This is a genomic window from Streptomyces sp. NPDC048361 (genome assembly GCF_040651795.1).
GTDB lineage: Bacteria > Actinomycetota > Actinomycetes > Streptomycetales > Streptomycetaceae > Streptomyces.
This window is the reverse complement of the sequence record NZ_JBEZKW010000025.1, coordinates 73,010-84,822: the sequence shown is the minus strand read 5'-3', so window position 1 is coordinate 84,822 and position 11,813 is coordinate 73,010. Positions and strand designations below refer to the sequence as shown.

Below are 11,813 nucleotides of genomic sequence, written 5' to 3'. Positions count from 1 at the left end.
TACGCCGCCGGTGGCCGCCCGCGACACTCAGGTCACCCGCCGCCCGGCCGCGGCGTCCGCATACGGCTCGTTCGCGAGAGGCTCCCACCCCGGGCACGGCGCGCAGCCGCGGCCCTACGGCCCGGCCGATCAACGCCGCGATGCCCCCGTCGCTTCCGTCGCTCCCTTCGCTTCCGCACATCTTCGAGCGAACACCAACGGTTCCAACGGCCCGGAAGCGACACCGAAGGCCAACTCGGCGGCGGCGTCCGGGCACACAACGCCCCGCTCGATCCCTGCTGCACGACGCGTCGCACACGCGAGCCGACTCGCAAGCTCGATGATCTGGCGCAGAAGCCTGAGCCACTTCCCAAGAAACTGGTCGGGACGGCGCCTTGTTGCTTTTGTAAAGGGCCGGTCGCAGCGCGTAACCGGATGCGAGAATGGCATGCGCGTTTCGGCACCGTGCCTCCCGGCACCCTGCCAGCCGGCGCTCACCACCAGACACCCGCCACACAGCACCCGAGGCCCAGCACCCGCACCCCGCACCAGACGCCCGGCACCCCACACACCCCACACCCCACACCGGGTACCCGGTACCCGGTGCCCAGTACCCAAGGACCTCAGCCGGTCGGCCCGGCCGGGATCCAGTCCGGCAGCGGTTCGGTGCGGTCCAGCCATGTGGCGGGAGGCGCACCAGCCGTGCCGGAAGCGATCACGCCGCCCACGATCGCGCACGTCGTGTCGACGTCGCCGCCCACCTGGGCCGTCGTCCAGAAGGCCCGCTCGTAGTCGCCGAGCCCGCGCGCCGCCGACCAGAGGGCGAACGGCACGGTGTCGTGGGCGCTGGTGCGCCGGCCGGAGCCGAGCACCGCGGCCACCGTCGCCGCGTCGTCGTAGTCGAGCATGTCCCGTGCCCGCCGAAGCCCGGCCCCCACGGCGCTGCGTGGCACGAGCGCGATCACCGCGTCCAGCAGGTCGCCCGGACCGGGCGGCCCCTCGGGCGCGGCGGCCAGCGCCGCGGCCGCTGCCACGGCCATGGCCCCCACGACCGCCTCGCGGTGCTGGTGTGTCGTGTAGGAGGAGATCTCCGCCTGGTGGGTGGCCTGCTCTGGGTCGCCCGCGTACCAGGCGCCGAGCGGCGCGATGCGCATGGCGGACCCGTTGCCCCACGAGCCCTGGCCCTTGAAGAGCGCGGCGGCCAGCTCCCGCCAGTCCCCGCCCTCTCGGACGAGGCGCAGCATCCGGTTGACGGCAGGACCGTAGCCGCGGTCGAAGTCATGGTGCCGCGCGAAGGACTGCGCGAGCGCGTCCTGGTCTATGCGGCCGTGCGAGACGAGTACGGCCAGGACCGAGCAGGCCATCTCGGTGTCGTCGGTCCACTGCCAGAGGCCTTCGGGCAGTTCCCGGCGCTTGAGGTGCGGGTAGTTGACGGGGACGAAGAACTGGGAGCCCAATGCGTCGCCGACGGACAGCCCGCGCAGGCTGCCCAGCGCGCGGACGAGGCGCGGGTCGAGTGCTTCGGTGGAGGAGTCAGCGGTCATCGCACAGCCACTCTATCCGGTGATGCCGTACGGCTCGGGGGCGCGCCAGCGCTGGAACGGCCGGTCCAGCGAGTAGCGCCCGTCGGCGCCCAGGAGCAGTGTTCTGGTCTCCGCGTTTCCCGGGTTGGACAGGGACTCGAAGTCCGCCACGCTCCAGTGGAACCAGCGCATGCAGAACAGCCGCATGGTGAGTCCGTGCGTCACGAGCAGCACGTTGGGCGGGTGGTCCGGTGCTTCGAAGCTCCGGTAGAGGCTCTCCAGGAAGGCGCCGACGCGGTCGTAGACGTCGGCTCCCGACTCGCCCTGGGCGAACCGGTAGAAGAAGTGGCCATACGCGTCCCGATAGGCCTTCTGCAGCTTGACGTCGTCCCTGTCCTGCCAGTTCCCCCAGTCCTGCTCGCGCAGCCGTGGCTCCTCCCGGATGCGCACCTGCTCGGGGGCGAGGCCGAACGCCCGGAACGTCTCGTGGGTGCGCCGGTACGGCGACACGTAGACGCTGACCTTCTCCTCCCCGAACAGGGCACGCAGCCGCTCCCCCGTCGCCTCGGCCTGCCGCAGTCCGTTCTCGGTGAGCCTCAGCGCATGGTCGGGCTCGCGCTCGTACACGGTGTCGTCGGCATTGCCCTCCGACTCGCCATGCCGGACGAGGACGATGCGCCGTGGTCTTGCCATGTACAAACCCTAGATCGTTTGCGCCCCGATCGAGCGACTGTACGGCCTCCATCAGGCGTAGGCCCCCTGTGTCCGCGCGGCCGACCTCGACCCAGGGCCCGTCTCGGCAGATCTGCTTCCGATGTTGCGGGACAGCCTGGATGGGCGTGAGTGGCATGAGCGATCCCCCGTTCCCAGCGGCGGCACGGCAGTACACACCGACATTCGTAACGCGACTTCTGTAGCGTTACGTCCAGTGTGACACACTCGCCCCAACTAATGCAACAGGAGTAGCAATTGAATGCGAACCTCGCCCCCGGGGACACTCCCCCACCCTTGGCCGCCCCCGGCAGCAAACGTCCCGGCGGTCGCACCGCGCGCACCCGCGCCGCGGTGCGCGAGGCCGTGCTCACCGGGCTGTCCGAGCAGGGCTATCAGGGCCTCACCGTCGAGTACGTGGCCGAGCACTCCGGCGTGCACAAGACGACCTTGTACCGACGCTGGGGCGGACTCGAAGGGCTCGTCGCCGACGCACTCGATCTCGCAGGCGAGGAAGGGTGGAGCCCCCCGGACACCGGGACTCTGGAGGGCGATCTGCGTGCGCTGGCCCGCGAGACGGCCCAAGCGCTCACCGGCGGCGGCGCCGAGAGCGCCGGCCCCACGGCGCTCATCGCGGCGGCGTTCACGTCGGCGCGCGCGGCGGACGCACTGCGCGCTTTCTACACGGAGCGGTTCGAGCGCGGCGAAGCGGTCGTGCGACGCGGTGTGGAGCGGGGCGAAGTTCCGGCCGACACCGACGCGGGCGCCCTGGTGCGGGCCGTCACAGCCCCTCTCTTCCTGCGGCTTTTCATCACACGCGAACCCGTCGACAACCGCCTGGCGGACCAGTCAGCCTCGGCCGCTTTCGCCGCGGCCCGCGCGGGGGCCTATACCAACTAGCCGACACCGCAAGCCGGTTGCCTTGCAGGAGAATGCTCGATCAGACCGTCCAGGCCTGGTCGAGCTGGACGACGTCCCCGCTCAGAGCGGCGATATCGGTCTCGGTCTCGGCGCGCAGCGAGAGCCGTTCCAGCCGGTCGGCGCGGTACTTTCCGCGCTCGGCGGCCGACTGCCACATCGACAGCACCAGGAACTCGTGGCCGGGCGCCTCGGCGAACACACCGCGCACCATGCCAGGGGACCCCGCCATGGCGGGATTCCATACCCTCTGCTGCATCAGCGCGAAGTGCTCGACCCGCCCCTCATGCACCGAGCAGTGCGCGACGCGCACCACATCGGCGTCCGTGAAGCCCGGTTCGAAGCCGGTCTTCACATCGAAACGATGGACGAAGAGCTTCGTCTCGACGTCCTTGAAGGTGCCCGCCTGCGCGGCGGCGAGCCGGTCGTGCGCCCGCGCCATGAACGAGTCGTAGAACGCGCGGCTCTCCCAGAAACCGAAGACATGGGCCACCTCCGGCCGCCTCCGGCTCCAACCGCCGCCCTGACCACGGAAACCGGGCTCGCCCGGTAACCCCGCCCACTTCCGCTGCCCCCGCTCGAAACCGCGGCGGTCCACCACGGTGCAGCGAGTCCACTTGACCAGCACCGCGCCATCGTACGGCGCGCCACCATGCCCCGGTCATGCTCCGACGGAGTACGTCCGCAGCAATATGCCGCCCGACCCGAAGGCCAGTTCACTGCCGAACACGAGCCCGAGGCGCCGCCCCCTTCGCCGCACCCGCCAGGGCTCCCAGTCGTACGAGATCCTCCGGTTCCATCACGATATCGAAGGCCTCTGACAGCAGCCGTCCCAGCTCGTCGGGGGACACACTGCGCCAGTCCATGGTGCCGTCGGTACGAGAGGTGGTGAACTCGTCCCGAACCAGCGCCAGGCGCACGCCGGGCGCGGCCCGCTGCACCACCACCTGGCCCACGAAACGGGATTGGGGGTGCGAGGAGCTGTAGTGGTTCATGACGGTGAAGTCGGCGGGGTAGAGGGGCTGCGGCGTGAAGGCGTAGAGATCGGCCCACCCCCCGGGCCGCCGGGTGCGCAGCACCTGGATCCCGTCGTCCTCCGTCTTGATCCCGTAGGCCCATCCGCCTTGTTCCACGACCGCGCCGTCCCGCAGCGGCACCGGCTCAAGCGGCCCCTGGTGCCCGAACCCCGTGTCGCACAACCAGGGTTCACCCTCTACGTTCGCGACGAGAACTGCGTGGGTCACGGGCGTGATCCACGATACGTCCCGCCTGCGGACTCGCGCTCCGCGTGCGGCGAACGTGAAGCCGAGCCGTTCCAGGACGGCGGCGAACAGCGAGTTCTGTTCGTAGCAGTAGCCTCCGCGGGCCTGCCCGACGAGCTTGTCCATCAGGCTCTTGACATCCAAGGGCACGGCTCGCCCAAGGGCGGCGTTCAGATTCTCGAAGGGGATGGCGGTGACGTGCGCCCGGTGCAGCGCCCGCAAGGTGTCCAGTGTGGGCGACGCGTCACCCCCGTAGCCGATTCGGGCGAAGTACGCGTCCAGGTCGACGTCTTGTCCGTTCCACATCGTGATCCCCCTGCTCAAGCACCAGAGCCCCTTCGGCCCCTCCCTGCTCAATGATCACCGATCGGGCATGGCCGGGCCAACTGGCTCTGCCCGCACGCCACATGGGACGTGACAGCATGGGACCAGGCGGGGTGGCGGTTACGGGGAGGAGTCTGACCCATGAGTGGCATCAGTAAGGGACTCGGCACGGTCGAGGTGGCACTGCGCTGGGATCCGAGCCCCATCGGCTCGCCCCCGCACGACCTGGACGTGGTCGCGGGTGTCTACCCGGCGGGCGCTCCGTACGGACCGCCCGCCTACCGCGTGTACTTCGACAGCCGCTCGCCGGACGGCACCATCCACCTGGATCGCGACAGCCGCACCGGCCAAGGGCTCGGGTACGACGAGGTCATGACCCTGGAGTTCGCCCGCATGCCGGCGGACCACGCACGCGTGGTGGTCGGCGTCGTCATCCAGCAGGGGGCGGGACGCAGGGTCTTCGGCGATGTGGCCAACCCCGGCGTGCGCATCCGCCAGGGATACACCGAGCTCTCCCACCACGCTCTGTCCACGGTGGCGGACGCCACGGCGGCCACCGTCGCGGAGTTCGTCCGGGGCGAATCCGGCGCCTGGGAGTTCCATGAGGACATCCGCGGATTCACCCTTGGCCCGGATGCCTTCATCGCCGCTATGGGCGCGGCACCCTCCTGACCGGCCGTCCGCCTCCCGTAGGGGCGGCGGACAGTGACGTGACGGCCTGCTCCGGGTGCGGACGGCAGCGCCTGGACGGCCCACCCCCCGGGTGAACCGGTGACGACGACAGCCTGCGCTATTCCTCGACATCCGGCTCTCGATCGGGGAAGGCACGCAGCCGCAACTCCGGCGCCCGGTGGTCGGCGAGCCACCGCATCCGGTGGTCATCCGCCGCGAGGCCGGCGCGTGCCGTCCGGGTCCACTCCTCTTGGTCGAGGACTTCGCGGTACGTCTCTCGGAGCGCCTCCTGCTCAGTCGCCGTGCACCCCGCAGCCTCGGGAGGCTTTGTGGTCAGGTGCTGAGTGAGCGCCGCGATCGTGAAGTAGCGCTCGATGGTCGGGCTCAGCGAACCCACCTGGTGCGCATGGGCTCCCAGGACCGCTCTGGAATGGGGGTAGTGAGCGAGTGTGAGCCCCATTCCTCCGCAGTCGCTCATCATATGGAGCAGTCGACCGACGTGGTCGACCATGTCGCTGTCGGTGTCGAGGTTTGCAAGCGCCTCATGGAGCCTGGCGACTGTGGCGACCTTGCCGGCGAAGTACCCGTTGAGGAAATCGCCGTCGCAGGCCCGGCGGAGCAGCCATGGCCGGGCCGCTGGGTCGTCACGTCTGCAGATCGTTTCGACGACATGGACGCGTCCCCATCCGGTGACTCGCTCGGCCAGCCAGAGCAGGGCTTCGACCCCTCCGGGCCGATTCCCCAAAGCGTGCGCCGCCAGTGGCCCGAAGTCGTTGGACAGCAGCCCGATCGTTTGAATCAACGCGGTGTCCTCAGCCGTCCCCACAGCAACGACCAGGGCCAGCCCAATAGTTACCGAGCATCGGTCGGTGCCGTACCGGACCAGCCAGCGGCCCGCCCGGCGAACGCGTTCCCTGTCCGCGCGCTCAGCAGCGGCAGCGATGTGCTCGTTGGGGTAAGTCGGGACGTAGACGTCATGGAAAGCGTCGGCCAATTCGCGGGGGTGGGCGGAGGCCCCCGCGAAGTGAGCGTCCAGGATGAGCGCCGCGTCCTTGCCGGCCAAGTGCCGGTCAACAGGTGCGCCCGGGCCTTTCCGACGACGGTGCAAGCCATCGTCGGGGTACGGCTCTCCCCCTCGATGAAGCGGCTCTCCGGGGGCCAGCTGATGCAGCTGGAGGGCATGGGCGAACAGTGTTGTCGGTGATCCGGGCAGTCCTGTCCCGATCGTCTCGCTCATCGGCGGACGGAGGACTCGATTCTCTTGATCATGGCTCGGAGCATGCCACGACAGCGATCGCAGCGACAAGCCCTCGACGCCGCGGCGCGCTGCGTCAAACACGTCAGCCAGGCACGGGCTCGTGGACATGGCTGTGCGCATCGGTCAACAAACCGCGCGGTGGGGTGTCGACATAACCGTCGACACCCCACCGGAGCAGCTAATTCATGCCCAATGAGGGCTCACGGTACTGGTGGAGACCACTTATTCCCGAGGTGCCGTATGCCTGCGGCTCTCGACGTAGCTGGCCCAGTCTCGCTTCACGTACTTAACCCAGTGCACTGCCGTGTTGATGTGCACCCCGAGGATCTGGCTGAGTACCGGTGCTGGCAAATCAGATGCAAGCGACAGAACCGCCGTATTCTTGGCCGCCCGAACACCAATTTCATGAGTTGTGAGCCTCCGTGCCAGAGGAGTGGCACCAATCGCCTTGCCAGCCAGGTTTCCCGGAAAGAGCCAACGAGTGCCGTCCGATCGCCCTACCACCGCTCTCGGACTGCGAGATGCCTGGTCCATAACAAGCCTCGCGATGGCGGGTGGCATCAGTACGGGGTGGTCCCCAAAAGTCAGATATATTCCATCGCCCCGCTCTTCTAGATGATTCAGAGTCAACTGAGAAATGCGACTGACAGGAACTCCATACAGCAGGACTAATGCGCCTGCCGCCCGAACATCGATCGGGAGATCGTCGTCCTTAACACAGCGCATCAGAAGTCTGACCTGGTCATCTTCCGAATGGAAATTCACTGGGGCGCCGGAAGCCCGGGCTGGAACGCTTAGGTCACCACAGAGGTGGCACCTCTTAGCCCAGTTCAAGAAGTCTGCAATGCGATATCGTGACGTGGCACCTTCAGAAATCCAACGCTCAACCTGACCTTGAGTAACCGACTCAAGGTCTATCCCCTCTTCATCGAGCCACCGCAAAAAGGTTAAGGAATTCGAGATCAGGGCTCTCGCATAGTTGGCCCCAGCCCGCGTGAGCCCGCGGGTCTCGGCCCGGCGGCGCGCTCGACGTAGAACGACCCACAGAGCATAAGGCTGGATAACGGCCCGATGGTGTTCAGCCTCTCTCAGGAAGTCATCAACCCATTGCTCCGTCCGGGTAACATTCTCATCGCGTGCGGGAAGAGCACCAACATGCACCAGGATGTGCCTTACGTGGGTAGCCGCCTGCCGACGCGGAAAGCCATCAAGGAGCTCATGGCTGAGCTGATGACCAGAGCGAAGTAGTTCCCGCAATAGATGCGCACCACCCTGCTTGTAGCGGAGCCAGAATAAGACGGTGCGCGGATTTTCCACCGTCTCAAGCTCGGAGACCAACGATGAGAGTTGGGTGTTGCGACTAGGGTCGAAGTAGCCATTAAGCTCACGCCGAAGTACACACCTGGCACACTCTCCACGTCGATAAAGATCGCCGCATCCGCCGCAGCTGGTGCAGGAGTACGTCAGATCGACCCCAGCGCAGGGACCGCAGCACCGCTGGCTCGCGCTGGTAATGCCGATCAGAGGGCGAATCTTCTGACACACCGGACATGGCGCCGGCCTGCCACGAACGCGTTTATAGCATGTGATACATACGGGGCCAATGGGCCATCGAATCGTGACCGGTCGAACGCGGCTGCACTCTACGCAGGGCACCTCAGGAACGGGAGACTTCGGCGAACAGGTGACACAAATCGGACGGCCTTTTTTCACGCCCTTGCATGGCTTTTCGAGCCCGCATACGGAACAAAGAGCCACCTGACCCCTATAGCAGCTGACGCATAGGTCGCCTTGATCACCCTGGCTTCGGGCAGCAATCTGCATGATGCGCCCACACCGACTACACAAGCGCTCCGGGCGGCTATAGCATCGATCACAAACTGGGCCGTCCACAGTCTGAGCCTTAGTCTCTTCGAGCTCGCCGCAGCGGATACATAAGCGCTTGGGGCGACGGTAGCAACGTTCGCATGTCGACGAACCATCATGCATCCGTGCTGCAACCCTGCTTAGCTGGCCGCACTTACCACAGTTCTCAAAACGCGACGGATCCTTGGCATAGCAGGTTCCACAAAGGACTCTTCCATTGCGTCTCGTTATGATCGGCCGTGTTCTTCCGCAAGAGCTACACAGGTCGGCAGCGGGGCGCAGGCAGCACCCTTGGCAGATCCTGTAGCCATCCCGGCGGACTCGCGTCAGGTTCCGTCGCTTACCGCAGTCGGCGCATCGAGGCACAACAACATTCCCAGGCCTCAACTCCTCCAATCTGCCCAGCATGCGGAACACCTGAATTGGAGCTGTACCATCACCGGCCGACAAGAAATTGGGATGGCAGTTGATGTAGCGCTGAAGCTTCAGCACGGTATTCCCTGGCGCTACCTCTTCAACAATCTGCAGGATATTCTCATAGCGGACGTCCGGAAGTAAGGACGTGACAACGCCAGCGACTGCCTTTGCAGCATCGGCTCTTTTCATGATCCATCCGGACGCCGAATCGTAGTCCGCCTAACAGCAGGCGCCGGCCCGGCAGCACTCTCACCGCTCGCAACCTTCCGCACCTGTTGATCAACCACGGTGACTTCGATCAGTTGCTCCACCCCGCACTCAAGAATGTCGCAAAGTGCTGCCAGCGTGTCCATAGAGAGCCTCTGGGGTGGCTGCGTCACCAAACGGAATACTTGCTCACGTGAAAGGTGCACTCCCCTCTCCGCGAGGAGGGGGACCAGGTCTGTGGTCTGGAACATCCCCCGTGCCGCCATGAGCTGACGCAAATGCCAGCGATATCCCATCTTCTTAATCACTGCTTGACTCCCACAGGACTGCATGTCGCGCTTCCAAAGACTTACGGACTAGGCGATTTCGATAGTCATCAGAGACTCCCGAGTAAATAGCCGTCGTTGAAGCGTACTCGTGCCCAACTTGATCCTGAACAAAGCGTTCCGGATAGTCGAACTCAAGCAGATGTGTGACATAAGAATGTCGCAGGCTATGCAAATCGAGGTCCTCTGAAATCCCTGCTGCCGCACGGGCTGCCTCGAACGCTTCGTCAAGGCGGCGCAACGATAATCGCCCACGTCTTTCCGTGATCCAAAGTGCCGGGTGCTTGCCCGGCAGAAAAGCTGGCCGCACTTCGTCCAGGTAATGACTGAGCACATCAACCACCCAGTCGAACTCCGGCACCGTTAGGACAGTTCGACGCTTTGGCGGCGATCCTTTCGATGCCTTTCCGTACCGGACGAACAATGCTCCACAGCGTCCATAGTCCAGGACCTTCGGATTTCGACGCAGGTCAGATAGGTCGAGACGACACGCTTCCTGCCTCCTGAGACCATATGCGTAGACAACCTTCAAGGCAGTGGAATCGCGCATCGCAGCAAGCGCACCCTTCTTGCGGCGCGCGCGGATCTCCTCGGCCCGACCGTCAGCTGCATCGAACAGTGCCTGGACTTCGTCATACGTCAAAGGGCGCCGGCCAGGCCGACCTTCGTAATCGCTAGTGTGGACAATGGCGTTCCACTCGTGGAAAATCTGAGCCGGCACTTGACCGAATGAATCCAGGCACTTAACGGGCCAGCCATACCGTGCGTCCGTGATGTAATCGCAGAACATTCGCAGAGCATTCTGGTACCCACGCGCCGTCGAGAAGGCGAAGTCAGGCTTTCGCGATCTGAGGTGGTCAAGGAAGGCTTCAGCTTCAGCTGGCTGCCACTGCCACGGGTACTCGTTCGTGAACTCTGCGAATCTCCTGACCAATCGAAGCCGCGGCGCAATGGTGGCTTCGTGATTCAGGAACCGAGCCCGCTGCTGCAACTCCCAGCCGTCCAGCATTGCTTGAAAGGCCGCCGACTGCGGATCAAGATGCACCACCTCGCCTGCAAGCACCAGATGCGCAGCACCTGGCAGGTTCGCCCCACCACTCATGTTGCGTCTAACGCAACATCGTTGAGTTGGTTACGGTCTCAGCGTCGACGGCTACGAGGGCTGGATCACTCCTGCCGTGGCGCCCAAGGCGCGGGCCCTGGGCGCCACCAGGCGTTACTTCTTCTTGGACGGCGTCTGTGACAGCGCGCTTGCCGCCGCAGACTTCTCCGCCTTGGTTGACTTCGGGTTGGCCAGGACCTTGGCTGCGGCCGAAGCGGCCTTCTTACCTGTCTGTCGTGGATTCTTGGGCATGATCACATTTCCTTTCGTGCCACTTTGCGTTGCAGCTCGGAACGTGATGTCATGCATGCCTGCATGCGGTGCAGGACGTCACGTTCTGGCTGCGGCGATCGTCTGACTCGTGCGAAGGGTCAGACGATCGCCATTCCAGCGGCCTTTCCGCTGGAAGTTTTGAGTGCGAAATTCAGGTCACCCAGCGTTACGCTGGGCATCACCGTCCCGAACCACATCCGCAATCTCGCTGGCGATCTCTTCCACCGTGTACTGGGCGGTGCTCCTGGCCAACTTGTCGGCCAGGGACGGGCTTTGCGCCATGACCTCGTCTTTGGTGATGTTGTGCCAGATAGGCAGCAGGTTCTGTTGCCCTGTCACATACCTTGTCACCAAGCCGTCGAGCTCATACTGCGGCCATCCCTTCTCGAAGAAGGGGCGGGAGAGAATCACGATGCCGAATCGACTGTTAGCCAAGCCCTGGTCGATCTTGCGGCGGAGGCTGTCGCCGATCCTCAATTCGAGGACGTCGAGCCACACAGAGATGCCGGCCTCTTGCAGATACTGCGCGAGCGGGCGGGCAACAGCCTCTTTGTCCTCGCTGGCATGGGAGATGAAAACATCGCGTACTGGCTCACCCCGGCCAGCCGAGTAAGGCGGCGGCTCATGCCTGATCGCGGTCAGAGAACCAGCGCTACTCGGGCGCAGCACGGGCAGCGGCGGCGGTTCGACAGAGACCGAGGACCTGACTTTCCCCTTGAGGCCCATGAGGTCGACGGTCACGTACCAGTGGCCGCTACTCGGAATCGCAAGGCGTACCGGTGAGCGCCTTGCCAGCCCACCGCTACACCGGTGGTTTCGCCCGTTTTTGTACTTCTGGTAATTACTGGAGTCCATCAGGCGCACATTGGCTGCACTTCCGGACAGGTTGATGACTGCGGTCGCGCCCTTGGGCTGACGGCCGAGATCGTGGACTGCGTAGTCCATGGGTCTTCCTCTGTATCACCTTCACCGGGG

The 11,813-nt window shown here is 65.1% G+C and carries 11 protein-coding genes; 2 read left to right on the top strand and 9 right to left on the bottom strand.

All coding sequences use genetic code 11. From position 1 onward, the window contains the following. Nucleotides 1-602: 602 nt before the first annotated feature. Together AB0D31_RS16855 and AB0D31_RS16850 are read right to left on the bottom strand one after the other, a co-directional pair. Nucleotides 603-1,523, bottom strand: a complete 921-nt coding sequence (locus AB0D31_RS16855) for an ADP-ribosylglycohydrolase family protein (RefSeq protein WP_362723026.1) — start codon at nucleotides 1,521-1,523, stop codon at nucleotides 603-605. A 12-nt stretch (nucleotides 1,524-1,535) separates the two neighbouring features. Continuing rightward, complete coding sequence (locus AB0D31_RS16850; RefSeq protein ID WP_362723024.1) at nucleotides 1,536-2,195, bottom strand: histidine phosphatase family protein; 660 nt, start codon at nucleotides 2,193-2,195, stop codon at nucleotides 1,536-1,538. Nucleotides 2,196-2,471: 276 nt separating this feature from the next. Here AB0D31_RS16850 and AB0D31_RS16845 point away from each other — a divergent pair, with 276 nt between their 5' ends. Continuing rightward, complete coding sequence (locus tag AB0D31_RS16845; protein ID WP_362723021.1) at nucleotides 2,472-3,113, top strand: TetR/AcrR family transcriptional regulator; 642 nt, start codon at nucleotides 2,472-2,474, stop codon at nucleotides 3,111-3,113. A 40-nt stretch (nucleotides 3,114-3,153) separates the two neighbouring features. Here AB0D31_RS16845 and AB0D31_RS16840 read toward each other — a convergent pair whose 3' ends face one another. Next, nucleotides 3,154-3,759 (bottom strand): YdbC family protein, encoded by a 606-nt coding sequence (locus AB0D31_RS16840; protein WP_362723018.1) that lies wholly within the window; start codon nucleotides 3,757-3,759, stop codon nucleotides 3,154-3,156. 88 nt (nucleotides 3,760-3,847) lie between these two features. After that, nucleotides 3,848-4,717, bottom strand: coding sequence for an arylamine N-acetyltransferase (locus tag AB0D31_RS16835; RefSeq protein WP_362723015.1), 870 nt, complete (start codon nucleotides 4,715-4,717; stop codon nucleotides 3,848-3,850). A 141-nt stretch (nucleotides 4,718-4,858) separates the two neighbouring features. On the opposite strand from AB0D31_RS16835, the gene AB0D31_RS16830 reads away from it, so the two are divergent. Beyond that, entirely contained in the window at nucleotides 4,859-5,389 is a 531-nt protein-coding gene (locus AB0D31_RS16830) for a TerD family protein (RefSeq protein WP_362723012.1), read from the top strand. 118 nt (nucleotides 5,390-5,507) lie between these two features. Here the strand turns inward: AB0D31_RS16830 and AB0D31_RS16825 are convergent, their stop codons facing one another. From AB0D31_RS16825 to AB0D31_RS16805, 5 genes are all read right to left on the bottom strand, one after another. Further along, nucleotides 5,508-6,626: a hypothetical protein gene (locus tag AB0D31_RS16825; protein ID WP_362723009.1), complete on the bottom strand. Its 1,119-nt coding sequence runs from the start codon at nucleotides 6,624-6,626 to the stop codon at nucleotides 5,508-5,510. A 2,489-nt stretch (nucleotides 6,627-9,115) separates the two neighbouring features. Next, nucleotides 9,116-9,445: a helix-turn-helix transcriptional regulator gene (locus AB0D31_RS16820; RefSeq protein ID WP_362723006.1), complete on the bottom strand. Its 330-nt coding sequence runs from the start codon at nucleotides 9,443-9,445 to the stop codon at nucleotides 9,116-9,118. Next, nucleotides 9,438-10,565 (bottom strand): tyrosine-type recombinase/integrase, encoded by a 1,128-nt coding sequence (locus tag AB0D31_RS16815; RefSeq protein WP_362723003.1) that lies wholly within the window; start codon nucleotides 10,563-10,565, stop codon nucleotides 9,438-9,440. The genes AB0D31_RS16820 and AB0D31_RS16815 overlap by 8 nt, the downstream gene beginning before the upstream one ends. 114 nt (nucleotides 10,566-10,679) lie before the next feature. Beyond that, nucleotides 10,680-10,817, bottom strand: coding sequence for a hypothetical protein (locus AB0D31_RS16810; protein WP_362723000.1), 138 nt, complete (start codon nucleotides 10,815-10,817; stop codon nucleotides 10,680-10,682). Between the two features lie 177 nt (nucleotides 10,818-10,994). Continuing rightward, nucleotides 10,995-11,783 carry a DUF1883 domain-containing protein gene (locus AB0D31_RS16805; protein ID WP_362722997.1) on the bottom strand — a complete coding sequence of 263 codons (789 nt, stop codon included), beginning with the start codon at nucleotides 11,781-11,783 and terminating at the stop codon, nucleotides 10,995-10,997. Nucleotides 11,784-11,813: the final 30 nt, after the last annotated feature.